Here is a 24,540-nt window from a genome sequence, read left to right on the forward strand (position 1 = left end):
TTAGATCGGAATAGCCGATCGGTAAGCATTGCAATCAATTGTGACAGAATGATGTCAGTGACGGGGGGTAAAAAATTCAGGTTTAGTTATTTGCCTTCCATAACCAGCGTAATCCTTCCGGTAGCAGAGCACCACCATGCTGGTCATTGTGTTCGCCGTCTGTCCAGACGTTGCGTAGTTGATAACGCGCCCCTTCAAGCGTCTGTTGGTCGGCAATGCGGTTGGCATACTCCAGCGCCTTAACCATTTGCTGGTTGGCTAAAAACCAGTTGCCCCATTCATTATCCAGATCGTTGATGCCGTCCTGAATAAAGATCCGCAACGGGCGAATGGCCTCACGGCGGATCAGCGCCGGATAATCCTGCCCGCCCAGTTTAATTGGCTGGCTGTCGGCATCAAAACCTATTGATACATAACTACCGATAGAGCTATACACTTTGCGAAATACATCGGGCCGATGCCAGGCCACCGTAAACGCAGCAATGGCACCGCTACTGGTGCCGCCAATCGCCCGCTGTTCCGGATCCTTGGTCAGGTTGTAATCCTTGCTAACGGCAGGCAGCATTTCTTCCACAATAAAGCGCGCATAGCGATCGTCCATGGCATCGTATTCGGGGGCGCGATGATCCGGGTTACTCATGCCCAGATTCTGCGGATAATGTTCGGACAGGTTACCCGGCGTAATAAAAATCCCGATAGTGACTGGCATGTCGCCTTTGGCGATCAGGTTTTCCATCACTTGTGGCACCCGCAATGAACCTTGGGGATTAGTGGCGCGTTGCCCATCCTGAAACACTAATACACTAGCGGGTTTTGATGGCTGATATTGTGCTGGAATAAACAACCAGTAGCGGCGCACCGTATTGGCCATAATCTGGCTATGGAACTCAAATGGCCCTTTTAATTCCCCCTTGGGCACACCTTGTTGCGGGAAATGATCGGCGGTGAGTGTTAGTCCGGTTCTAATCGGTAATTCGGCAGCATTGGCACTGAATAACGTTAGTAAGGCAAGTATCAACAGTATATGTTTCATGGTGAGCCGTCCTTTTGAGTCGCTACTGGCTTAGTTAATCGGTTTTAATTGTCTTTATCTATAACAATTTTGCCAAATTCAGTCGTACAGAGCGTTGTATCTTGTTTTAGAATAGGCAACGAACTTAAAAAGGAAATGGCAGATGAAAAAGTTACTGGGATTAGTTTGTTTGACACTATTACTGACCGGCTGCGATAAAAATGAAGTAGGGGATATTTCGTTAGGCTTGTTTACCACCAAAGATATTAAGCTCAATACCCTGGTTGATCCGATAGTCAGCGGAGTCACCTGCCATGTGGCCAGCATTGAGGCCAATTTGAGTCTGGCCGATCCGTCGGATAGCTCCATTGCCTGCCGCCAGACTGGCGAGATCACCGCACAGATGATCGCCCAAATCGATAAGTCCAAATCCGGTGAAGTGGTATTTACCAAATCCAAAAGTGTGCTGTTTAAAAATATGAAGGTACGGCGGATTTTCGATCCCGAAACCCAAACCTTGATGTATGTTTCCTATTCCACCAAAGAAACCTCCGGCAGCTTTAAACATAGCCTCTCCACCGTTCCGTTGTGGGGTACACAGGCATACCAACAACCTGCTCAATTAAATTCTCAACAGGGCGAATAACTTTTGGCCTATCTGATTGCGGTTACCCTGCTGTGGGCGTTTTCTTTTAGTTTAATTGGTGAATATCTGGCCGGGCAGGTCGATCCCTGGTTTGCGGTATTAATGCGCATTGCTTTGGCCACCTTGGTGTTTTTACCTGTTATGCGCTTGCGTCAGGTGAACAGTAAAACCGCAGTGAAATTGATGCTGATTGGTGCGATACAACTGGGGCTAATGTACGGTTTTTACTATCAGTCTTTCCTGTTTTTATCGGTACCGGAAGTTCTGTTATTTACGGTGATGACACCTATTTATATCACCTTGATCAATGATTTTGCTGAACTCCGTTTTCACGCCAATTTTTTGCTGGTTGCTGCCATCGCCACCGCTGGTGCCGTCGCTATCCGTTATAACGGTATCGACAGCAATTTTGTACTGGGTTTTGCCATGGTGCAGTGCGCCAACCTGTGTTTTGCCGCCGGGCAAGTCGGTTATAAACGTTTAATGGTGCAGCATAATGTGGATCAAAAAACTGTGTTCGGCTGGTTTTTTATTGGTGCGCTGATTGTCGCTTGCGTGTGTTACGGCATATTCGGTAATCCGGCCAAAATGCCCACCACCGACTTGCAATGGGGTATATTGATTTATCTGGGCATTATCGCCTCTGGCCTTGGCTTTTTTGGTTGGAATAAAGGCGCAACCCTGGTTAACGTCGGCGCACTGGCGGTAATGAATAACTTGTTAATTCCGGCCGGCATACTGGTAAACCTGCTGATCTGGAATCACAACGCCGATATTCTGCGCTTGGCACTCGGCGGCGGGATTATTTTAGTGGCATTGTGGCTAAATAAGCAGTGGCAAGTTAGGGGATAAGAGTATAGTGATAATGAAATCTCGATTTGGCAGCACTGCTTCTAAAAAAGTGGCGGACATTAATTTGTCAGCCACTTTAGAACAATCGGTTAGATTTAAACGGGCTAACGCTAGTGCAGAACATTGGGCAAAAGACAATAAAAACGCTATCAAATCATACAACGGCTTTATTGAAGAAAATGGTATTTTTGGTGATGAATTCAAGACTTTTTAGGGGAGTACTCTCTAATATTTTTTGCTAAATTGTGAGCTTGAATTAGTAATTTCTCTTTATTTTCATCGGAGCTAAAAACCAACTGACGAAGAGTTTCTCCCAGTTTTACAAAGTTTAATGCTAATCCACCTTCTGGTGACCAGGTTTGACCGTACAGTCTGTTTTTAGAATAAAACATATAGGTGGTTCCATCTTTGCCTAACCTCTTTTTAGATGAATACCTGGTTAACTTTAACCCTGACCTCCAAGATTCTAATACTTCTTGCAGTTCATCATGTTTAAAGCTGCTTGATTTGATGTCTACATTTTTCGTCGGTTCAATATCTAAAACGTGATAATTTTCAACCTTTTTATATTTCCATATATCTTCTTTTGCTTCGACTGAGGTTAAATAATATTTCCCACTCTGACTATAGAGAATTATGGCATATGGAAGCTCAAAACTAGGCTTAACAATCATCCATAACTCAGGATCTTTATTATCTATAAATGATTCTAATAACGCCTCGTTGTAGCTAGTGCGATCAAAGGGAGGTATAGGTTCAAGATAATTTTGGCCAATAGCCGAATGACAAAATAGCGATATGATAAGAAATAGAAAGATACGATTCATTCAGATAAACCTAAGTCAGTCAATTGGGACACTCAGATGGTAAAGCTTAGTCGGTTCAAAGGTTTACCTTGTTATGCATTCTTCGATGCTGCATACAATGCCAAAAATTTAGATAAAACAAGTGATATAAAGCCTAAAAACAGAGCAATATTTCTCACTTTAAAATAAAATTTATAGCGGCCACCTAATTTATCTAAACCACGAGTTGATTTGGTTACAAATTCTTTTAGGATTCTTTGATGCTCTTTGGCTTCAGAATCTGTAATTTCGTTACCAGAATCTAGGTCAATATTTCTATACGGCAAATTAATTATTTTATTTACTACATCAAGGCGCTCTTGTGCTTGAGTTTTTTTATAATCAGTTGACTGAATTGCAATATCACTTTCCAATCGAAAAATGCCAAAAAGAATTGATACTAAGAAACATGTTAAAGCTGCAAGCTCAAATGAATTCTGTGAGAACGATAATGCACCCGGTGTGAATTTAGAGCCAAGATACGCAAATAATGTACTGCTTAACCCTACGATAAAGTAATCATATTTTTGCTGTGTTTGCTTAACATTTTTCCATGCTTCTAAGCTTAAATTCGACATTTTACTCTATTCTCATAACACCATTGCTAATGGACTCATAAATGCTTGGATAAAATTAGCGGTGAAGGAGCACAGTCACTTGTATGGCTAATATATCAATTCACTATATTCATTAAAACCTGCATTAAATCATACATTAATAGAATTAAAGCAAAATAGAAAACAGTTGTTTTTAAACCTTATAAACCACCGGTAGTATCAATAAAACTGCCGGTGACAAATGAGGATTTGTCTGTTGCTAACCACAGGATGGCTTCGGCGACTTCTTGTGGTGTACCGCCTCGTTTTAGCGGTATTTTTTCTTTTAAGCGGTCAACTCGGTTGGGTTCTCCGCCAGAGGCATGCATGTCGGTATAAATCAGCCCCGGTCTGACTGAATTGACTCTGATTCCTTCGCTGGCCAGTTCCATTGCCGCGCCGCGCGTTAAGGTATCCATTGCGCCTTTAGATGCGGCATAATCCACATACTCATTCGGCGAGCCGGTTTTGGCGGCGCCCGAGGAGACATTTACAACGGTTCCTCCCACGCCACCATGATTGGTGGACATGCGTTTAATCGCTTCTTTGGTGCATAAAAAGCAAGACAATACGTTGACTTCCAATATGTTTTTAAACCGTTCTGCGCTGATGTCTTCCAGTCTTGCCTGTTTATCCAAAATTCCAGCATTGTTAACTAGTACCGATAATACGCCCAGTTGGTCAGCGGCACGGAACAAGTTGGCGACTTCAGATTCGTTCGACACGTCTGCCTGAACAGCAATACACGCCGCGCCCATATCGGTTATTTCCTGCTTAAGTTGTTCAGCTTGTTGTTGGGAGTGTTGATAGTTGAGCACAACAGAGTAACCATTTTCAGCAAAAAGTTTGGCGGTGGTGGCACCAATACCTCTGCTACTGCCTGTGATCAGTACTACTTTAGAATGGTTCATGATGTTCCTGCTTATTAACCGTTTATTAAAATCTTGTTTTAAATCATACAATAATCAAATCTGGATTAAATAGACAACGGTGATGTTTAAACCATTAATCATGTAGCTTGCCAGGATTGAAAAGTCTTTTTTCGTTTTGGCTATGGACAAAAAATCTAAATATCACAATGGCACTATGATATTGCGCTAATGCAAAGCCGTTTTATTGCGGTCTATGCTGATGGGATTAGCCGATTCACCGGATTTGTTTTTTATGTCTCGTTTTTCCATCCAAATAATTACTGCGTTAATCACAACGCTGGTTAGCACATTGGCGATAGCCAACCCCGCTAAACCTTTTTGGGCTAGTGCGTTGCCGCCGCAGAAAGTCGGTGAGCAGGTGATAACCGACTTGCTTCGTCATGATAACTATATGATGTATATCAGTGACCATTTTACCGGTATTCATTATGCCGAGGCGGCGCTGGGGTATGCTGCGTTAAAGTTTGCCGACCAGACTGGCAATAGTAAATTGCTAAACCAACTGCAAAAGCGTTATCAGCAGACTCCCGGTACCGATAAATTAGTCGAGGCCGATCATGTTGATGCCAATGTGTATGGTATTGTGCCGTTGCAGCGCTATTTAATTAGCCACGATTTGGCTGCGCGCAAACAGGGCCTAATGTTGGCCGATGCACAATGGTTAAAGCCGCTGCAAAACGGTATGAGCCATCAAATCCGTTACTGGATAGATGATATCTGGATGGTGAATGCCCTGCAGATGCAGGCCTATCGGGTGACTCAAAACCAACAATATTTGCAACGTGCAGCATTGCAAACCGTCGCTTATCTTGAAAAGCTACAACAGGACAATGGCTTGTTTTTTCACGGGGAAAAAGCCCCTTTTTTCTGGGGGCGAGGTAATGGCTGGGTCGCCGCCGGTCTGGCGGAATTGCTTACCGAATTACCGGCAGATAACCCCTATTACCCGCAAATTGTTAGCGGCTATCGCAAAATGATGGATGCCCTGATTAACTATCAGGCTGACGATGGAATGTGGCGACAACTGGTTAACAACAAACAGGCATGGAAGGAAACCTCGGCAACGGCGATGTTTGGCTATGCCATATTAGTCGGGGTGGAAAAAGGCATTTTAACCGAACCCGAATACACCCGTGCTTACCAGCGAGCCTGGTTGGGTTTGATGCATTATCTTAATGATAACGGACAGCTAACCGATGTTTGTGTGGGCACAGGGCAAAGTGATGATATGCAATATTATTTGCAGCGTCCCACCACAGTCGGGGATTACCACGGACAGGCACCGTTATTATGGTTTGTTAATCGGCTATTGGGATTAAGCCACGCTAATTAGTGCAGCGTTTTATTGTTGATGCGGGTATCCCAGTCGCCACCATGCTGTAACTCGCATTGCTGTTCGGTGTCAAAAAATACATGCTGACGAACATCTTTAAGTACGACACCAACTTTGAGTAAATGCCCCTGAATTAGCTTGCGTATATAACGATCATGTTCCTGCTCACAGGCCTGTTTAAGTTGTTCATCGGTATCAAACACGCAAGTCACCATTAAACTACCGGGAAAACGATCATAACTGGCCGTGTGGGTTAACCAGCTAAATCCCGGTACCTTGTCTTTGGCCGTTTCACAGGCCAAAGTCAGCGCTTTAATCACATTGTTATCCAGCTTTTTAACGGTTTTTTTCATTAGTAGGTTTTAATCAAAAGAAGGGTAAATACTTTATTCTACATGGATGGTAAGCAGTTGCTCACTACCATCTTTGTTTCTTATTAGTAATGGCAATATATCGCCAGTTTCTTTATCCATCAGGTCTTGCGCCTTACTGGTGGAGCAGCCGGGGATTTTGCACCCATCAATGGCGATAACAAGTTGACCGACCGTCACACCTGCTTTGTCTGCAGCAGACCCCTCAACCACTGATTTTACTTTAAATTCGACCACCTCTGGACTAAATATTCCATCTACCGACACGTCGGCTCCCATGCCAATACTGCCTTTCGCCCATGTCTTAAGCGGTAACAGGAATAAAAGAACTAATATTGTGAAGGTGATTTTTTGCATAATTTTGTCCTTGATTCGTTGTTGTATCCTAAGTTAATCATGCGCTGAATGAAGCAGACATCGATAGCGTTGCAAAACTTTAACATGGATTGACCAATATGCGATGTGCCAAAATATGGTTGTCTGGATTGCAAGTTGTAAGATGTTGATGACAGGATTTACCACTTCATAAAATCCAAAATGCCGCTACCCACCTCAATAGGCAAAATGCTAGGCTTGGCTTGATAATTTCAACCGGCAATCTAAAGGACGTTATTTTTGCTTACCGTTTATCCCTCGAACAAACTGGAACATCATGTTGATGTGCTACTGGCGCTGTTGAATAACGTGCGGGTTTCGCCGTTGCAGCCGGTGACTATTCTGGTCGAGAACAAGGCGATGCAGCATTGGTTGCAGATGGAAATTGCCAAGCGTGCCGGTATTGCCATGCAGTTCGAGTTTAAAATGCCTTCGGCCTTTATCTGGCAAACCGCGCGGCAGGTAATGGACAATGTTCCCACCGATACTACCTATAGTCGCGACGTATTGCGCTGGCGGATTGACGAAATTCTGGATTCCGATGCGTTTAATCAGCATCCGCTGGTGATGGAGGCCGAGCTGCGAAGTTATTGGCAGCGTAATGTCAGTATTGCAGCAATGATGCGTTTTCAGCTGGCGTCTGAACTGGCGGATTTATTCGAACAGTATTTAATGTTCCGTCCACAGGAACTGCATAGCTGGAGCCAGGGTAATAGCCCCCATTGGCAAGCGTATTTATGGAAAACCCTGGTGGAACAGGATCCGCATCATCCGCTGGCGGTGCAACAGCGTTTACTGGCCAAGCTGACCCCGACCGATTTACCCGAACATCTGATTATGTTCGCCATCAATCATATGCCGCCGCAAACGCTGGAGTTGTTTAAAACCCTGTCGGAAAAAATCAATATTCACCTGTTTCATCTTAATCCCTGTTTTGAATTCTGGGGCGATGTGGTGACCGATAAAATGCGCAGCCGTCGCCAAGCGGACGCCATTAACGGTGACGAAGTCAGCAATCCCTTATTGGCCAATTTAGGTCAGCAGGGTAAGGATTTTTTTAATCGTTTGCTGGAAGGCGGGCATAACGAGATTAGCTTGCAGGCTGACCATATTCCTCCCGAGGCAGAGTCTAGCCTATTACAACAGATTCAGCAGGATATTCTGGAACTGGTCGATGCCCGCCAGATACCGCAAAGCAAAATCGATAACAGTATTCATCTGGTGTCCTGCCATAGCGCCTTGCGTGAAGTGCAAACCCTGCACGACTGGCTATTACATCAATTTAATCAGGACTCGGAGCTCAGCCCCCGTGATGTGCTGATTTTGTGCCCTGGTGTGGAAGATTACGCGCCTTATGTGTTGTCGGTATTTCGTCATCCTTACGCAGAATGGCAGGCTGATTCGCCGCGATTGCCCTGTTCGGTGGCCGACCGGGCGCCACTGGACGCCGAACCGCTAGTCGCGGCGTATATGGATTTGCTGGAATTGCCGGATAGCCGTTTTTCGGTGAGTAAAATTATCAGTTACTTAAAGTTGCCTGCCATTGCTGAACGTTTTGGTATCGAGGAAAGCGAAGTAGACACGCTGTGTCGCTGGCTGGCTGAGGCTTGCGTGCATTGGGGACTGGATCAGCAACATAGCCAGAAATTGATCAATGCCGACAGCACCGAGATTGATGATCGTTTTACCTGGCGGTGGGGATTACGTCGGTTGTTGATGGGCTTTATGCGAGCGGATGTTGAGCACATCAAAGTCGATCAGTATCAGCATCAATGGTTGGTCTTGCCTACGGTAGAAGGGGCGTCGTCGCTATTGCTTGGCCGTTTGATGCAGTTACTGGAAAATCTGCAATTTTACGAGCGTCGTTTAAATACTCCGCGTAACAGCCAGGAGTGGCAGCACTGCCTGATGGAAATGAAACAGCAATTTTTTGCTGAACAACAGGGGGAAGAAGCCGACGAAATTATAACTAAAGTGATTACTGACTTACGCAAACAGCATGAATTGGCTGACAACCAGCAAAAAATTCCGTTAGCGGTGATCCGCCATAGTTTGCAAAAGCGTTTTAGTCAGGCCGATAACTACAACCAGTTTTTAACCGGCGCCGTAACTTTTTCTTCCATGGTGCCGATGCGTAGTATCCCGTTTAAAGTTGTCGCCATTCTGGGACTGAATGATGGCCAGTTTCCCCGCCAGAGTCAGCCAAACAGTTTTGATGTACTGGAGTTGGGTAGCCGTCCCGGCGATCGTTCGCGGCGCAATGATGATCGCTATCTGTTTCTGGAGTCGCTGCTTTCCACCCGTGACAAGCTGTATTTAAGTTATGTGGGTCATGATATTAAAAACAATAATCCCAAGCAGCCCTCACTGGTGTTGCAGGAATTACTCGATTATCTGCATCAGGGCTATGGCTGGTTAACTGGGGGCCGTTCGGACCAACAGATTGGTCAACAAGGTCAAGTGCATCAACAATCTCTGCATCCCTTTAGCGTCGCCAACTTTATTGCTCCCCAAGCCGGGTTTGATCAGGGCTGGCTGAATATGGCGTTACCGCTGGCATCGGCGCGACAAAACCAGCTGTTGAATCCTGTCGAACCGCTGGACTGGCCGACAGAGTCCATGCATGTCAATGAGCTGGTACGAGCGCTGGATAACCCGCTGGCGTTTTTTGCTAATCAGCGCCTGAATATGTGGCTGAAAGATCAGAGTGTGCAACTGGATGATAACGAACCTTTTGCACTGGATGCATTGGCCAGTTATGCGATAAAAGACCACTTGTTACAAGCCAACTTGCAACAGCAGGACAGCGACTTTATCCACCAGCAACAATTGGCCGGGCGGTTGCCGCGGGCCGAGTATTGTCAGGATAAGCTGATTGAATTACAGACAAAAATGCAGGATTTTTCGGCGTTAATGGCAAATAGCCTGACCGGTAGCGAAAGGCAATCGGTGACCGTTGATATTGAGATAGCAGAACAACAAACGATTGCTGTCAGCGCTGATTTTTACTACCGGGCTGAGGACAACTTGCTGGTTTACTGGCGTCCGGCGTCGCGCAAAGGCAAGGATGATATGCGTTTATGGTTGCAACATTTGCTGGCCACCATTGCGCTGGATAAACCGCTACGTTCGGAAGGCTGGTGTGAAGATCGTAAAAATCCGGTGGTGATTGATGCGGTGCTGGATAAAACAGCGGCACAGGCGCAGCTAACAACTATTTTGTTTGCCTGGCAGCAGGCCAGTCAACGACCTTTGTTACTGCACGCCGAGTTGGGGCGCGCCCTGTTTGAGCCGGTTGAACAACCGCAGATTGCCACGCTGCAAGAATGTCAGGAGAGTTGGAGCAAACGCTTTGCCGATCAAAATACTCCGCTGGATCGTGAGGGTTATCTGTCCTGGTTTTACCCGCAAGTTCCGCCGCTGGATGAGGCCTTGTTCCGATCGCTTAAAACCTTGTATGCACCGCTGTATCAGCATCTTCAAAAACAGACCGGCAGGGCTAAAAAATCATGAGTCAGTTACATTCCATTCAGATGCAAAAACTGAACGTTAGCGATTTGCCGTTGCACGGCCGCCATGTGATAGAAGCCAGTGCAGGTACCGGCAAAACCTACAATATCACCAAGTTGTATTTGCGTTTGCTGCTGGAGAAAAAACTCGGGGTGCAGCAGATTCTGGTCGTGACCTTTACCAAAGCCGCCACTGAAGAACTACGTGGCCGGATTGCTCAGGAAATTCGAGATGCATTGGCACAGACCGAACGGACTTTGTCTGCTTATCGCCATGAATCTAACAATAATGAAGAGTTAAAAGAAAGTAGGGACTTACTTCATAAAGCGTTGCTGCATATGGATGAAGCGGCGATTTCGACTATTCACGGTTTCTGCAAACAGGCGTTGCAGCAACAGGCCTATTTAAATGGTGTACCGCCGGAAGCGAATCTGGAAGTGGATTGCTCCGACTTGCTGATGGATACCATCCGTGACTGGTTACGTAGTTTATCTGCGGTGCAGCTGGCGTTATTAAACAAAAAAGATCCGCAACAGTTTTATCAAACTTATCGTGATGCTATCGAATCGACAATAGACATTCAGCCGGTGCTGGATGAAAAAGGCATCGCTGCCAAACAGCAAGAAATTAAATTGCAGCTTAAAAATCTGCTTCTGCCTTTAGCCGATGATATCCAGTTAGTGCTGGTGGAGGAGGCACCCAAGAATCCCAATCGTGCCGAACAGTGGCAACAAGTAAGTCAATGGCTTGAGTCACCGGATTGCAGCGTTGAGGAGCTTAAAAAAGCTTACGAAAGCTTTTTCAAAAAAGATCGCGCAATAAAGTCTGCTAACTCCGATGCGCTCGAAAAGGTTAAACCCCTGCTCGTTAGCGAGCGACCTATGGTGTTGTTTAAACAGATTGAAAAACTGCAAAACCAAAAAGCCTCTATTCCTGCCCGCCAACTCATTACTAGCGGTATTGAGTATATTCGTCGACGTTTTGCGCAAACCAAGCTGGCGGCGTCGAAGCTGGACGTGAACGACCTGGTGGTATTACTCAGTCAGCAATTGCAGTCGGATCATGCGGAGAAATTGGCAGACGCATTGGGCAAGCAATATCCGGTGGCGTTGGTGGATGAATTTCAGGATACCGATGCCCATCAATATGGCATTTTTGAACGGCTGTATCCGGCCGGTTGTGCGGATAAAAGCCTGTTTATGATCGGCGATCCCAAACAGGCTATTTACCGTTTTCGTGGTGGTGATATTTTCACTTACCTGAATGCGCGTCAGGCGGCGGATTTTCATTGGGTGATGGATACTAACTGGCGTTCTACCCCGCAGGTGATTAGCGGATACAACTGCTTGTTCCAGGCCTCGAATCAGGGAGATTCTGTGTTTGGTCAGGGGATTGAGTATATGGATATCGGTTACCCCGCAGAAGACCAGTTACGTAGTTCGGACGCCGATATTGATGATCCGGATGGCGATATCCGTGCGCTGAATTTTGTTATCGACAGCCCTGATATGGCCAAGCCGGATAAAGGTTTAAGTCGTGACGAAAAAGATCAATCCCAGCAGCATATTGTTGATGCGATGGTGGCCGAAATTCAGCGTTTGCTGGCGCAAGTCACCATCAAGCAGCAGCCATTGCAAGCTGGCGATATCGCCATACTGGTACCCAAAGGGACGTTGGCCCAACTGGTGCAGGACAGTTTACGCGAGCATGGCATCAATTCGGTGTATCTCAGTGATCGCCAGTCGGTCTATCAAAGTGTCGAAGCCGAAGAGCTAAAACGGGTGATGGACGGCATTCTGGCGTTTCACGATGATCGTAAACTGGTGGCGGCGCTGTCTACCCGGTTATTGGGAGGCGACAGCCAATTGTTGTTTGATTTGCAACAACCCGATAATGACAGCCTTTGGCAACAAAAACGCGACGACTTCGCTTTGTTACGCCATCAATGGGACGTACAGGGTTTTTTACCTATGATGATGGGGCTGATACATGATGCTTTCCAGCCCGATCCGCAACGGCATGAGCGCTCACTAACCAATATTCTGCATTTGCTGGAATTGTTGCAAAAGGCATCGCAGCAATTTCGTTATCCGGCCCAGTTGCAAAACTGGTTTGTTCAGCAAATTGAATTGCAGGATCGGGCAGAAACCAGTGAGCAGCGGCTAGAAAGTGAAGCTAACCTAATTAAAATCAGTACTTTACATGGTTCAAAAGGGCTGGAATATCCCTTTGTCTTTATTCCCTTTGCCACCGAATACAGTGATCCGGTTAAACGGGGTAACAGCCCCAGAGAATGCCTGAAATATTATGATCATGAGGCGGGCTATAACCGGTTTTGTCTGCAACCGGACGAGCAGGTAAGCCAATGGGTTACACAGGAAGACAACGCCGAAAAAGCTCGGTTACTTTATGTGGCGGTGACGCGCGCGATTTATCGCTGCTATGTCGGGGCCAGTGAAGGGGACAAAAATATCGCCTTAACCCCGTTGGGACTGGTATCCAAAGTCGAACCCGGACAAGAATTGTTTACTCGGTTACAAAATTTGGCTGAGTCTGAGTCGGCGATTAGCGTGATGGACAACCAACAGTTGCTGGCAAAATGGCATCCCGGTCAATCCAGAACGCATAGTGGTGGCGACAATGCGCCTGCGGTGCTGGGCGTGAGTCGTTTTAACGGTGAAATTAGCGCAGCATGGCGGATTAGTTCATTCTCGGCGATTACCCGCTTTAGCCAGCATACCCGGCTGGATCATAAAGAACGGGTCGATCAGGCAGTGGTCAGTGAGGCGGCAGTTATCGATCAAGATGCTCCGTTACGTTTTACTCTGGCCAAAGGCGCACATACCGGCAATTTGCTGCATGATTCGCTGGAATTACTGGATTTTAGCCAAGCAGATAATCAAACCAATTGGGATGATGCCTTTGCGTTGCCGGTGCAGGCATACGCTGATCCCGAGCTGGATATTGTTGCCCTGCAGGCTTGGCTGACGGAATGTCTGGCAACGGAATTACCTAGCCTGTATCCGCAACAGGAAAAGTTGAGATTGCAGGATCTGGACTTGCAACATACCAGCCGAGAGAGTGAATTTTATTTTGATATGCATACCCATCAGCGTGGAGCATTAGGGCAGTTTCTGGCCGAGTATCGCCAGCAGCCCGATAATGATTTTAATTTACCCGATGATTTGCAAGGTATGATGCACGGCTTTATTGACCTGATTTTTGAACATCAGGGCCGCTATTACGTGGTTGACTATAAGTCTACCCATCTTGGTCATAGCTTAAGTGATTACTCACATTCCAATATTCTTGTCGATATGCAAACGCATTTCTACGATCTACAGTACCTGATTTATACCCTTGCCTTGCATCGCCATTTAAGCGCTACATTGCCGGATTATGATCCGCAACGGCATTTGGGTGGAGTGTACTATTTGTATCTGCGCGGCATGTCACCCGGATCGGATAACGGGATTTATGCAACCAGCGTCACGGCCGAACAGGTCAGAAAACTGGATAACCTGTTTAAGGTACAGGTGTTTGCCGGAGAAACGGCATGAGTTATAGCAGCAGTCAACATTGTATGAATGCGCTGGCCGAGGTAGAAGCCATCGATTATTTTGTCGCCAGCGAATTATTGACCGAATTTGGCCAACCGGATAACCCGTTATTACTGCACTGCTTTATTGCCTTAAGCCAGTTTTTGCGCAATGGCAGTAGTTGTATGCCGCTAATGATAATCGCTGATAAAACCCTGTGGGCCGATGGTGTGGGTAAAAAGGGTTATACCTTTGCCACACTGGACGAACTTCAGCAACAGTTGTGTTTACTGGATATTGGTACCGAAAATGATGCGAGTATAGTACTCGAGGACGGCTGTTTATATCTGCGTCGCTATTGGCAGTTTGAGCAAGAAGTTGCGGGCAATTTATTGCAGAGGATTCACCATTCAATTTCACTGGATACACAGCAACAACAGACTGCCCGACAAGCGCTAAGCGCGTTATTCCCGCAACAGGCAAACAGTCGCGAGGTCGATTATCAGGCGGTGGCGGTGGCTAATGCATTGCAGCGCAGGCTAAGTGTCATATCCGGTGGGCCGGGTACCGGTAAAACCTATACGGTGACCAAGTTATTGCTGGCGCTCAAATGGCTGTATGGAGATGGATTAAAGATCAAACTGGCCGCGCCTACCGGCAAAGCGGCCCAGCGTATGAAAGAGTCCATCAGTAATAACCTGAGCAGTATTCAACAACGACAGGATTTAGCCATTGAACTGGATACCGATGCTTCAACCTTGCATCGTTTGCTCGGCATTAGCCGTGATCCTGTGTCTCCCAGGTTTCATCGCGAACGGCAAATAAACTGTGATGTCTTGGTCATTGATGAAGTGTCGATGCTGGATTTACCGATGATGACCCGGTTATTGCGCGCGTTACCGGATTCGGCCCAACTGATTTTGTTGGGTGATGCCCAGCAGTTAGCTTCAGTCGAAGTGGGGCAGGTGATGCGGGATATCAGTTGTATACCGCATCCCGGTTATTCGGCAGGGACGGTGGCGAATATTATCGGCTTGCTTGATGTTGCAGATTGGCAAATTGCCCTGTCGGCAAGCGAAGGACAACCCGATTACGACTACTTGACCATTTTGAACAAGACCCATCGTCAGGCACTAAGTGCCAGTCAGCAAAGTATTAGCCACTTGGCCAGTATGGTAATTGGCGATCAGGCCGAGGCCAGCTGGGCTTTGCTGCAGCAAAGCCAATCAGACCAGGATAATCTGCAGGCATCATTATTTGAACAAGGGCAACTGTCACTGTTTGATGCAGATTTGTCAGTTGACGGAACAGAAGTACCCGTCGAGTTGGCCGCACTGACGAAACGCTATTTTCGACCTGTTGCCCAGGCAATGGATATTCAGCAAGCATTTAACGCCCTTCATCGATTCAGAATTTTATTACCGACCCGGGTAGGAGATGCCGGGGTGGAAGCGGTCAATAGTAAAATAGAACAGTTGCTTTATGGTGGAACTCATCGTGCATCCAGCTGGTATCGCGGACGACCTGTTATGGTGACCGAAAATGATTATGCCAACGGTCTGTTTAACGGCGATGTCGGACTTATCTGGCCATCTGAGCAGGGCCAGCTAGTAGCCTATTTTGAACAGGCCGACGGATTACGTAACGTGGCGCTAAGTCGTTTGCCCAAGGTGGAAACGGTTTATGCCATGACCATTCACAAGACCCAGGGATCAGAATTTTCGCGTGTTGCTATAATGCTGCCCGCCAAAGGCAATAAGGTGATGTCCAAAGAACTGCTTTATACCGGCATTACCCGTGCCAGAGAGCATGTATACCTGTTCGCCAGCCAAAACAGCTGGTTAGCCGCGTTTAATAATCCGGCTAATCGCTATTCGGGGTTAAAAGGTCGGTTAATTCCAGAAGAGTGAATAGATGTTGCTTTGATTCGATTACACTAGAGGCTGTTTATCTTTCATCTTCACCACTGCTGGTGGCTATTTTTTCTTCTCACAAGGCAGAAAATGCGCGAAGAGTGGTTCTCTTTAAGCGTTTGATAACGCAGAGAGAAGGAAAAATAGCCCCAGCCCTTTGGGTTGAGTCTGAAAATCCCTCACTCCCACTCTTTTTAAACAAAATGGGAAAACAGACTGATTTAGATGACTAAACTACGCTGTTTTCGCCTCGATTGAGAAATTTTCATTTCTCAACAGTGCTGAATATGAAAGATAAACAGCCTCTAGAGAATATATTCTAATGTTGAAACGTAATTTACATCATGTATTGTTCCAGTGCTAAACGAGTGCTATTGAGCTATAAAGAGCTGTAGCAACGACAAAAACAGGGAAGTTCTTCATGAAATTTTTACTATTTACTTTATTTTTTATGCCAGCGCTGGCAATGGCTAACACCGAGTATTGTGAAAAACACATGGTGAGATCAACAAGAGCCGAAACCGGTGACGAGTATGCTCTTATTATTCCGGGAAGCAAAATTAAAGACGCAGGCTCTTGGTCCCCCAATAGTATGACGCCAGCCCCTTTAACCGCGTATCAAGCGCATTTGTTAGTCTCAGATTGGGCCGTTAGTAATCTGCCTAAATTTGATGGGATAGAAATACGTAGCATCGAGTTAGTTAAATATCTTTGCTTTGCGGGTCTTTCATCTACCGAATATTGGTACTACGTCGTTGCATATAATCCCATTCTCGATGGCAATAAAATGTACGGTGCAAAAAACGTTGTTGCGGTTTTAATGTCAGGGGAAATAATCGATGTGAAGCGCATAGAGCACATGGAGCAAAATTAAACCAATCAAAGATAAACACTCTGATGGTGACTCTTTAATTGCTTGTTATTTTACAGCGCTGTAAACGTTACACTTTACGCATGATGTGCTGATGAATACGCACAGTAATGTCGTCGATCTTTTTCCAATTTACCGAATCGGCGAAATTTTTGACCGATTGAATCGTTTTATTAAAAATTGTAATTAAAACAGAATGCTAAAAGGGAAGCTTATCTGCACTTCTGTTGCTCTAGTCTTAACCCCATACTAGCTGGGCGATATTGCCTAACACCAGTAAGCCACACAGTAGCTTCCAGAATAATAACGGATTACGTTCTATCAGCGGTGCGTTTTCAGCCTGTTGCAACATCATCTTATTGGGTTTAAGCAAGTCCATTTCGAATTCGGAAAAGGCTTGGTAGCGGTTGTCCGGATGCGGCTGCAGGGCTTTTTTCAGGGTCAAGTTGACCCACAGAGGCAAGTCGGTACGGTGTTTATTCAACGCCTGATATTGCCATTCGCTAAAGGATTTAGGGATATAGTCCTTGTAGGCGAAAGGGGGATAAGGCAGTTCTCCACAAAGCATTTCATAACAAATCACCGCCAGTGAAAAAATATCCGATTGATGGCTGCTGTTATTGGCTATCAAATATTCCGGCGCAATATAGTTAACCGAGCCCAAGGGGTGTTCATCTTTGACATGCTGCTGGTTTTCCGCCAGTCCGGCCACAAATACGGTGCCAAAATCGATAAGTTTAACCTGCCCCTGTGAGGTGATCATCAGGTTTTCCGGTTTTAAATCCCGGTGCACCATATCCAGACGCTGCAAGGCCCTTAGTGCGGTAATAATTTGCTGAATAATGGCGCGTACCTGCTCCAGACTGGGGCGTGGATTGTCCACAATCCACTGGCGTAAGGTCTGACCCTCAATGTACTCACAGATGTGATAGAGAAACTTGGCTTTGTCTGACCTATGGTAAATGCGCATCACATTGGGATGCTCGATGCGTTCACCAATCCAGGCTTCATGGGCAAAGCCGCTTAAGTAAACGGGATCATCTGCAAACTTGTCGGAAGGAATTTTAAGGCCGTAGATCTTGTCGTCATCTTCGTTAATGACTTTGTAAAGACTGCTGCGCGTACCGTTGAACAAGGTCTGCAATACCCGGTAGCCTTCGAGCTTCATGCCAATTTCCAGTGCAGGCGGTATCGCCAGACGGGTTAGCTGCTGATAGCTCTCATTAATATCATAACCGGGCAACTCGACGACTCTGACGATGAGACAGGTGAGATTGTCGTCACTACCAGCCTGCTCGGCCTGGTTAACAATGCGCGTTGCCAGCCCTTCAAGATCGGTGGCGTCCTGTTTTATCAGCTGATTGATCTGTTTATCGCTAATAAAGTCATGCACACCGTCGGTGGTAAACAAAAACAGATCATGGCGTTGTAAATCGACCCCCCGATAATCGACATCAAGATGGGGATCAATGCCCACAGCACGAGTAAGATAACTATTATTGCCCTGAAAATGTTTATGATCGCGAGTGAGTTGTTCCAGGTTGCCATCCTGGCAGCGGTAAATCCGGCTGTCTCCCACATGAAACAGATGTGCGCAGGTGGATTTAAACACTACACCACTAAAGGTGGTGATCATGTCGCTTTGCTGATCGTAATGGGTGCTTCTGTGCCCCAGGCACCAGAGATTCAGGCCCCTTAATACCCGCGCAGCGGCGCGTTTAACCGACCAGGTTTCTGGAGTAGCCAAATAATCGTCTATAAAATTGGTCACACAGGTGACCGAAGCAAGTTGTGCCTGACGGCAGGCACTGACGCCATCGGCTATGGCCGCCAATGCCCCCTTGTGTTCCAGTATGTCTCCATCTGGATGATAGGCAGCAAACGCATCCTGATTTTCACTTTTGCTGCCTGCGGTAGTATAGCCACCAAACTCAAGTTGTAATTTTTCCACACAGTCACTCTATTGGGGAGCTTTAACCTACGGTAATAAGCTCAACTGTACCATCTTCCCTCACTTCAGTAATAGTGCCTTTGGGTTCAACCATCATCAATAATGCGATGAATCCCACCACGGCGGTGGCGGCTATAACCATAAAAAAGCTCGACGCATCTACCAGTGAATAAATGGTTAAGTAGGTGACAGCACCGACGTTACCGTAAGCTCCAGTCATTCCGGCTATCTGGCCGGTCAGGCGTCGTTTAATTAGCGGAACAACCGCAAATACGGCACCTTCGCCAGCCTGAACAAAGAAGGAGCAGGCCATGACGGCCAGCACGGCTAACCAGATTGGCCAGCCCGCGCTAATTTGGCTGAGTATAAAGTAACCTATTGCCAGACCCGCTGTTAAGATTAACAAGGTTTTCTTGCGGCCAAATTTATCCGAGATATAGCCGCCGCCGGGACGCGACATCAAATTCATAAAGGCATACATACCGGCCAGTAACCCGGCAACGGCCATGCTTAAATCAAAAGTCTCGGCGAAAAAGGCGGGTAGCATAGAAATCACTGCCAGCTCGGAGCCGAAAGTAGCGAAATACAGAACGTTAAGGACTGCCACTTGCTTAAATGCATAACGATGAATTTCTGGCACAGGTTGCTTGAATATATCCTTGTTTACTTTAAATGCGCCAAAACAGTCATACACAAATAACAGGACTAAACCGATATAAATAATCGTCCCGACATTGCTGCTAAGCATGTCTACGCCTTGTGGCGAGAGTTTCCAGTTCAATAGTGCCAACGCAAAATACAGTGGAAGTTTCATTATCAGCAAAAACACAAAGTCCCCTTTGCTGGTGACTTCCAGTCCACCCATTGTTTTGGGACTAAAGTAGGTGGAACCTTTGGGGGTATCACTGACATTTTTATAGTAAACAAAGCTGAAAAGCAGACTCATCAAACCGGTGATACCTATGGCATAGCGCCAACCATCATCGCCGCCAAAGATTACTGCGATAGTGGGCAAGGTAAAAGCCGCGGCGGCCGAGCCGAAATTGCCCCAACCACCGTAAATGCCTTCGGCGGTTCCCAGTTCTTTGGCCGGGAACCATTCGCTGACCATACGGATACCGATAACAAATCCGGCACCGATAAACCCCAGTGCAAAACGAGAAATGACCAACTGAGTGTAAGATTCGGCAAAGGCAAAGGTAAAGCAGGGAACCGAGCACACCGCTAACAGGATTGAATACACCAGACGGGGACCAAACTTGTCAGTCAGGGTGCCAATTAACACTCGAGCCGGAATGGTCAGCGCCACGTTCAGGATTAACAGGGTTTTCCATTCATCGTTGGATAAGCCCAGATCGTTAACAATGACTTCCTTTAACGGGGCCATGTTGTACCACACCAGGAAGGTGATAAAAAAAGCCATCCAGGAAAGATGTAACACTTTCATCTTGCCTTGGAAGGAAGCCAGGTTAAATTTCTCTGTAGACAAAACTGCTCTCCGTAAATTGAATTATCGGTGGTACCGCAATTTGCAGGCCAACTGTTCAAGCTTCAGACAAGTTTGGCGTTCAACCTGTGACCAGAAAGATAGGCAGCCAGAGCCACTCTATAACTCCCGGACCAGCTCGAAAAAACAAGCTAACCTGTTGAAATAAATTACAAATTACATTGATAAATCTCATTCTATGGCTAGCCATAACCGCTCGTCACTGCTTTTTATCTGAGGTTAAAAATAGATAACTGGCGGCTTTAACTTAGCGTGAAATAATAACGGGTTTTAGCCACTAAATTGGATTGAGATGGTGCAGAAGCACCATCTTCGGGCACGGAGTTTGTTGCGCACTAATCTTGTGCACAATGCACTGCAAAGAACAGAAAATAACCGCATATATTAAGAGGGATAACTATAACATATTGAATTATATCAATAAAAAATTATGGCATTAACACTGCTAGGTATGAACATCAGATTGTCATTAATTAGCAAAAGCAAGGATCACAGATGTCAAAGCCAGCAATTAGAGTTGTAGTTGTCGGAAACGGTATGGTCGGGCACCACTTCGTTGAACAGCTCTGCCAACAAGATATCGATACCAGTATCACGGTGTTATCTGCCGAACCCAGATTGGCCTACGACCGTGTACATCTATCCGAGTACTTCTCCGGCAAAACTGCAGATGACCTGGCGATGACAACGCCCGAACAGTACGATGAATGGGGGGTGCAGTACAAAACTGACGCCAAAGTGGTGGATATCAATAAGCAGACTAAAACAGTCACCACCATATCGGGAGAAGTGTATCAGTACGATAAGCTGATCTTGGCCACGGGATCCTATCCTTTTGTGCCGCCTATTCCCGGTAAAGATCGTGAACACACTCTGGTGTACCGCACTATTGAAGATCTGGAAGCCATCAGTGCGTCTGCCGCTGTCAGTAAAGTTGGTGTGGTGGTGGGTGGTGGATTGCTGGGTCTAGAAGCGGCCAATGCGCTAAAGCAGGCAGGACTGGAAACTCACGTAGTAGAGTTTGCCCCACAATTGATGGCGGTGCAGGTGGATACCGGTGGGGGTAATTTACTCAAGCGTAAAATTGAGGAAATTGGCGTCAAGGTGCATACCAATAAGGCGACAGAAGTCATTGAGGACGGCGAACAGTGTCGTTACAAATTATGCTTTAAAGGGGGCGAATCGCTGGAAACCGATTTGATCCTGTTTTCTGCCGGTATTCGTCCACAAGATGAACTGGCGCGTAAATTTGAACTCACTTTGGGTGAACGTGGCGGGATTGTGATTAACAATCAATGCCAGACATCTGATCCGGATATCTACGCCATTGGCGAATGTGCCTTGTGGAATAATTTTATTTTTGGACTGGTCGCGCCGGGTTATACCATGGCACGTACGGCCGCTAACCATATTTGTGGTGATCAACAAGCGGCTTTTACCGGTGCCGATATGAGTACCAAACTCAAACTGATGGGAGTGGATGTGGGCTCGATTGGTGATGCCCACGGGCGTACGCCAGGCTCGCTGAGCTATGTATTTGAGAACCAGCCACAAGGGGTGTACAAAAAAATGGTGGTCGATGCGGATAAAAAACATCTGCTCGGTGCCGTATTGGTTGGCGATAATGGTGATTACGATAATTTACTCCAGTATGCGTTAAACGGTATTGCCTTACCGGATGCGCCGGAAAGTCTAATTTTGCCCACCAGCGCAGGCGGACCGCCAGCGTTAGGTGCGGATGCCTTGCCAGATACCGCCACGATCTGTTCCTGCCATAACGTATCCAAAGGTGACATTATTGCCAGTATTGACGCTGGTAGCTGTGACTTGGCTGCGGTAAAAGGCTGTACCAAAGCCGCCAGCGGTTGTGGCGGTTGCGCTGCATTACTGAAAAATGTGGTGGATTGCGAGTTGGGCAAACGCGGCATGGAAGTCAAAAAAGATATCTGTGAACATTTCCCATACAGCCGTCAGGAGCTGTTTCATCTGGTGCAGGTAGAGCGCATTAAAAGTTTTGATACGTTGATCGAAAAACACGGTCACGGCTTGGGCTGCGATATTTGTAAGCCAGCAGTAGGATCGATTCTGGCGTCGGTGTGGAACGATTTTATTCTGGCTCCCGACCATGTGGGATTGCAGGATACCAACGATACCTACCTGGCCAATATGCAAAAAGATGGCACTTACTCGATTGTGCCACGCGTGGCCGGCGGCGAAATTACCCCGGATAAACTGATTGTGCTGGGTTTGGTAGCCAAAAAGTACAAGTTGTACACCAAGATCACAGGCGGGCAACGGGTCGATTTGTTTGGTGCCCGAATGGAGCAGTTGCCGCTTATCTGGAATGAATTAATCGATGCCGGATTTGAAACCGGTCATGCCTACGCCAAGTCATTAAGGACAGTTAAATCCTGTGTAGGCAATACCTGGTGTCGCTACGGTGTGCAGGACAGTGTGGGTACCGCGATTGATATCGAGAACCGTTACAAAGGGCTGCGTTCGCCGCATAAACTCAAAATGGCGGTATCAGGCTGTACTCGTGAATGTGCCGAAGCGCAGAGCAAGGACGTCGGCATTATTGCCACCGAAAATGGCTGGAACATGTACGTTTGTGGTAATGGCGGCATGAAGCCTCGTCATGCTGATTTGTTTGCCACCGATCTGGATACCGAAACCTTAGTTAAATATATCGATCGTTTTCTGATGTTCTATGTGCGCACAGCTGATCGTCTGCAGCGTACCTCGGTGTGGATGGACAACCTGGAAGGCGGACTGGACTACCTCAAACAGGTCATTATCGAGGATTCACTGGGCATCGCTGCCGAGCTGGAAAGTCAGATGCAGCACGTTATCGACACGTACGAGTGTGAATGGAAAAAAGCGGTAGAGAATGACGGCTCCTTGAAACGCTTCCGCCAGTTTGTCAACAGTCCGGAACAGGACAAGAACGTGATATTTGTGCAACAACGGGATCAGATTCGTCCGGCTACCGAGCAGGAAAAAGCGCAGATGGAGAAATCTACTGCAGACGAATTAGCGACTGAATTGGTCTAGGAGATAACAATGAGTGACTGGATAAAAGTGTGTGACGTACAGGATTTGGTCAGTAATTCAGGCGTGTGTGCGCTGGTAAGAGGAAAACAAATAGCTCTGTTTAGTGTCCAGCAGGCCGCTAATCAGCAAGTGTATGCCATCAGTAACTGGGATCCTATCGGCAAGGCTAATGTACTCAGTCGCGGGGTGTTGGGATCGATTGGCGAAAATACCGTGGTGGCCTCACCATTGTACAAGCAGCACTTTTGCTTGCGTACTGGATTGTGTCTGGAAGATGCCGATCAGCAAGTACAAGTGTATCGTGCCCGAATTGAAAATAATCATGTTCAACTGCAGTGGGTTGACTAGATGCTGGCTAATTTCGCCAGCCAATTTTTTAGCCGTCTGCCTGATGGTTTCAGACGCTTAGGCCGCACCGCAGCTGCACATCAAGTCAAGTTACCGAATCGGTCTAATGGACAGGTCTGGCTAATTGGCGCCGGCCCGGGTGATGCGGAATTGCTCACATTAAAAGCCTATCGTCTGATTCAGCAAGCCGATGTGGTGATGTATGACTGGCTGGTTAATCCGGATATTTTGCAGATGATCCCGTCCTCGGTTCAACGGGTATTTGTGGGTAAAAAATGTGGCCGGCACAGTATGCAGCAAGCCGATATTTGTCAGTTAATGGTGGATACCGCCTTGCAGGGTAAAAATATTGTGCGCCTAAAAGGCGGTGATCCGGCGATTTTTGGCAGGCTGGCGGAAGAGTGTGACATTCTGGCCCGCCATCACATTGATTTTGCTGTAGTGCCAGGCATTACCTCGGCTTCAGGTATGTCGGCCTATGCAGGCATACCGCTGACCCATCGGGATTGTGCCCAGTCAGTGCGTTTTATTACCGCCCATATGAAAAATGTGCAGCAGGAACCTGACTGGTCAGCACTGGTGCCTAAAGATAGGCAACCGATGAATGAAACCCTGGTATTTTATATGGGCTTGGCACGGTTGGGGACGATTAGCCAACGCCTGATCCAGCACGGCATGAAAGCAGAAATGCCGGTGGCGGTAATTGATCAGGCAACCTTGTCAAATCAACAGGTATGCGTTGGCACTTTAGCCGATATCGGCGGACAAATGTCGCATCGCAACTTTATTGGGCCAGCGTTAATTATTGTCGGCGAAGTGGTAACAAAACGTCAGACGGTTAACTTGGCTATGCTAGAATCCGGCGTAGTTATTGATTAATCACTC

The 24,540-nt window shown here is 46.7% G+C and carries 19 protein-coding genes; 11 read left to right on the top strand and 8 right to left on the bottom strand.

Going from position 1 to position 24,540, the window contains the following annotated elements; genetic code table 11:
* Positions 1 to 82 precede the first annotated feature (82 nt).
* On the bottom strand, positions 83 to 1,033 hold the full coding sequence (locus V1467_RS02635) for an alpha/beta hydrolase (protein ID WP_416307252.1): 951 nt from the start codon (positions 1,031 to 1,033) through the stop codon (positions 83 to 85).
* A 142-nt stretch (positions 1,034 to 1,175) separates the two neighbouring features.
* Between V1467_RS02635 and V1467_RS02640 the strand changes: the two genes are divergently transcribed.
* The 3 genes from V1467_RS02640 to V1467_RS02650 are packed head-to-tail and all read left to right on the top strand — an operon-like array spanning position 1,176 to position 2,724.
* The gene (locus tag V1467_RS02640; protein ID WP_416307253.1) at positions 1,176 to 1,658 is read left to right on the top strand and encodes a CreA family protein; all 483 of its coding nucleotides are present in this window, start codon (positions 1,176 to 1,178) and stop codon (positions 1,656 to 1,658) included.
* Positions 1,659 to 1,661: 3 nt separating this feature from the next.
* Entirely contained in the window at positions 1,662 to 2,510 is an 849-nt protein-coding gene (locus tag V1467_RS02645; protein WP_416307254.1) for an EamA family transporter, read from the top strand.
* 13 nt (positions 2,511 to 2,523) lie between these two features.
* The gene (locus tag V1467_RS02650) at positions 2,524 to 2,724 is read left to right on the top strand and encodes a type II toxin-antitoxin system CcdA family antitoxin (RefSeq protein ID WP_416307255.1); all 201 of its coding nucleotides are present in this window, start codon (positions 2,524 to 2,526) and stop codon (positions 2,722 to 2,724) included.
* On the opposite strand, the gene V1467_RS02655 is transcribed toward V1467_RS02650, so the two are convergent.
* The 3 genes from V1467_RS02655 to V1467_RS02665 form a co-directional block, all read right to left on the bottom strand.
* A complete protein-coding gene (locus V1467_RS02655; protein WP_416307256.1) occupies positions 2,711 to 3,337 on the bottom strand; it encodes a hypothetical protein in 627 nt (208 codons plus the stop codon). The two genes, V1467_RS02650 and V1467_RS02655, sit on opposite strands and share 14 nt — an antisense overlap.
* A gap of 71 nt (positions 3,338 to 3,408) precedes the next feature.
* Positions 3,409 to 3,933 (bottom strand): hypothetical protein, encoded by a 525-nt coding sequence (locus V1467_RS02660; RefSeq protein WP_416307257.1) that lies wholly within the window; start codon positions 3,931 to 3,933, stop codon positions 3,409 to 3,411.
* A gap of 179 nt (positions 3,934 to 4,112) precedes the next feature.
* Entirely contained in the window at positions 4,113 to 4,862 is a 750-nt protein-coding gene (locus V1467_RS02665) for a glucose 1-dehydrogenase (RefSeq protein WP_416307258.1), read from the bottom strand.
* Between the two features lie 253 nt (positions 4,863 to 5,115).
* Between V1467_RS02665 and V1467_RS02670 the strand changes: the two genes are divergently transcribed.
* Positions 5,116 to 6,216 carry a glycoside hydrolase family 88/105 protein gene (locus V1467_RS02670; protein ID WP_416307259.1) on the top strand — a complete coding sequence of 367 codons (1,101 nt, stop codon included), beginning with the start codon at positions 5,116 to 5,118 and terminating at the stop codon, positions 6,214 to 6,216.
* Here V1467_RS02670 and V1467_RS02675 read toward each other — a convergent pair.
* Positions 6,213 to 6,569: a Fis family transcriptional regulator gene (locus tag V1467_RS02675; RefSeq protein WP_416307260.1), complete on the bottom strand. Its 357-nt coding sequence runs from the start codon at positions 6,567 to 6,569 to the stop codon at positions 6,213 to 6,215. The genes V1467_RS02670 and V1467_RS02675 overlap by 4 nt on opposite strands.
* Before the next feature lie 33 nt (positions 6,570 to 6,602).
* On the bottom strand, positions 6,603 to 6,944 hold the full coding sequence (locus V1467_RS02680; protein WP_416307261.1) for a PDZ domain-containing protein: 342 nt from the start codon (positions 6,942 to 6,944) through the stop codon (positions 6,603 to 6,605).
* 258 nt (positions 6,945 to 7,202) lie between these two features.
* Here V1467_RS02680 and recC point away from each other — a divergent pair, with 258 nt between their 5' ends.
* From recC to V1467_RS02700, 4 genes are all read left to right on the top strand, one after another.
* Positions 7,203 to 10,475, top strand: a complete 3,273-nt coding sequence (gene recC, locus V1467_RS02685) for an exodeoxyribonuclease V subunit gamma (RefSeq protein WP_416307262.1) — start codon at positions 7,203 to 7,205, stop codon at positions 10,473 to 10,475.
* Entirely contained in the window at positions 10,472 to 14,032 is a 3,561-nt protein-coding gene (gene recB, locus V1467_RS02690) for an exodeoxyribonuclease V subunit beta (RefSeq protein ID WP_416307263.1), read from the top strand. Before recC ends, recB begins: the two co-directional genes overlap by 4 nt.
* Entirely contained in the window at positions 14,029 to 15,921 is a 1,893-nt protein-coding gene (gene recD, locus V1467_RS02695; RefSeq protein WP_416307264.1) for an exodeoxyribonuclease V subunit alpha, read from the top strand. Before recB ends, recD begins: the two co-directional genes overlap by 4 nt.
* A gap of 424 nt (positions 15,922 to 16,345) precedes the next feature.
* Positions 16,346 to 16,798, top strand: coding sequence for a hypothetical protein (locus V1467_RS02700; protein ID WP_416307265.1), 453 nt, complete (start codon positions 16,346 to 16,348; stop codon positions 16,796 to 16,798).
* A 235-nt stretch (positions 16,799 to 17,033) separates the two neighbouring features.
* Here the strand turns inward: V1467_RS02700 and V1467_RS02705 are convergent, their stop codons facing one another.
* Together V1467_RS02705 and V1467_RS02710 are read right to left on the bottom strand one after the other, a co-directional pair.
* On the bottom strand, positions 17,034 to 18,746 hold the full coding sequence (locus tag V1467_RS02705) for a protein kinase domain-containing protein (protein WP_416307266.1): 1,713 nt from the start codon (positions 18,744 to 18,746) through the stop codon (positions 17,034 to 17,036).
* Between the two features lie 22 nt (positions 18,747 to 18,768).
* Positions 18,769 to 20,235, bottom strand: a complete 1,467-nt coding sequence (locus V1467_RS02710) for a NarK family nitrate/nitrite MFS transporter (protein ID WP_416307267.1) — start codon at positions 20,233 to 20,235, stop codon at positions 18,769 to 18,771.
* A 513-nt stretch (positions 20,236 to 20,748) separates the two neighbouring features.
* On the opposite strand from V1467_RS02710, the gene nirB reads away from it, so the two are divergent.
* The 3 genes from nirB to cobA are packed head-to-tail and all read left to right on the top strand — an operon-like array spanning position 20,749 to position 24,534.
* The gene (gene nirB / locus V1467_RS02715; protein WP_416307268.1) at positions 20,749 to 23,307 is read left to right on the top strand and encodes a nitrite reductase large subunit NirB; all 2,559 of its coding nucleotides are present in this window, start codon (positions 20,749 to 20,751) and stop codon (positions 23,305 to 23,307) included.
* A 9-nt stretch (positions 23,308 to 23,316) separates the two neighbouring features.
* A complete protein-coding gene (nirD, locus tag V1467_RS02720; RefSeq protein ID WP_416307269.1) occupies positions 23,317 to 23,655 on the top strand; it encodes a nitrite reductase small subunit NirD in 339 nt (112 codons plus the stop codon).
* Positions 23,656 to 24,534 (top strand): uroporphyrinogen-III C-methyltransferase, encoded by an 879-nt coding sequence (gene cobA, locus V1467_RS02725; protein WP_416307270.1) that lies wholly within the window; start codon positions 23,656 to 23,658, stop codon positions 24,532 to 24,534. It begins immediately after the preceding gene.
* The last annotated feature ends 6 nt before the right edge of the window (positions 24,535 to 24,540 follow it).

The sequence above is a fragment of the Neptunicella plasticusilytica genome (genome assembly GCF_047922965.1).
Classification (GTDB): Bacteria; Pseudomonadota; Gammaproteobacteria; order Enterobacterales; family Alteromonadaceae; genus Neptunicella; species Neptunicella plasticusilytica.

What these genes read in the sequence shown, in the direction of transcription:
- cobA (WP_416307270.1), top strand. Translation starts at nt 23,656, where the DNA reads ATGCTGGCTAATTTCGCCAGCCAATTTTTTAGCCGTCTGCCTGATGGT.
- V1467_RS02700 (WP_416307265.1), top strand. Translation starts at nt 16,346, where the DNA reads ATGAAATTTTTACTATTTACTTTATTTTTTATGCCAGCGCTGGCAATG.
- V1467_RS02660 (WP_416307257.1), bottom strand. Translation starts at nt 3,933, where the DNA reads ATGTCGAATTTAAGCTTAGAAGCATGGAAAAATGTTAAGCAAACACAG.
- V1467_RS02650 (WP_416307255.1), top strand. Translation starts at nt 2,524, where the DNA reads ATGAAATCTCGATTTGGCAGCACTGCTTCTAAAAAAGTGGCGGACATT.
- recD (WP_416307264.1), top strand. Translation starts at nt 14,029, where the DNA reads ATGAGTTATAGCAGCAGTCAACATTGTATGAATGCGCTGGCCGAGGTA.
- V1467_RS02665 (WP_416307258.1), bottom strand. Translation starts at nt 4,862, where the DNA reads ATGAACCATTCTAAAGTAGTACTGATCACAGGCAGTAGCAGAGGTATT.
- V1467_RS02640 (WP_416307253.1), top strand. Translation starts at nt 1,176, where the DNA reads ATGAAAAAGTTACTGGGATTAGTTTGTTTGACACTATTACTGACCGGC.
- V1467_RS02635 (WP_416307252.1), bottom strand. Translation starts at nt 1,033, where the DNA reads ATGAAACATATACTGTTGATACTTGCCTTACTAACGTTATTCAGTGCC.
- nirB (WP_416307268.1), top strand. Translation starts at nt 20,749, where the DNA reads ATGTCAAAGCCAGCAATTAGAGTTGTAGTTGTCGGAAACGGTATGGTC.
- recB (WP_416307263.1), top strand. Translation starts at nt 10,472, where the DNA reads ATGAGTCAGTTACATTCCATTCAGATGCAAAAACTGAACGTTAGCGAT.
- V1467_RS02655 (WP_416307256.1), bottom strand. Translation starts at nt 3,337, where the DNA reads ATGAATCGTATCTTTCTATTTCTTATCATATCGCTATTTTGTCATTCG.
- V1467_RS02675 (WP_416307260.1), bottom strand. Translation starts at nt 6,569, where the DNA reads ATGAAAAAAACCGTTAAAAAGCTGGATAACAATGTGATTAAAGCGCTG.
- nirD (WP_416307269.1), top strand. Translation starts at nt 23,317, where the DNA reads ATGAGTGACTGGATAAAAGTGTGTGACGTACAGGATTTGGTCAGTAAT.
- V1467_RS02680 (WP_416307261.1), bottom strand. Translation starts at nt 6,944, where the DNA reads ATGCAAAAAATCACCTTCACAATATTAGTTCTTTTATTCCTGTTACCG.
- V1467_RS02670 (WP_416307259.1), top strand. Translation starts at nt 5,116, where the DNA reads ATGTCTCGTTTTTCCATCCAAATAATTACTGCGTTAATCACAACGCTG.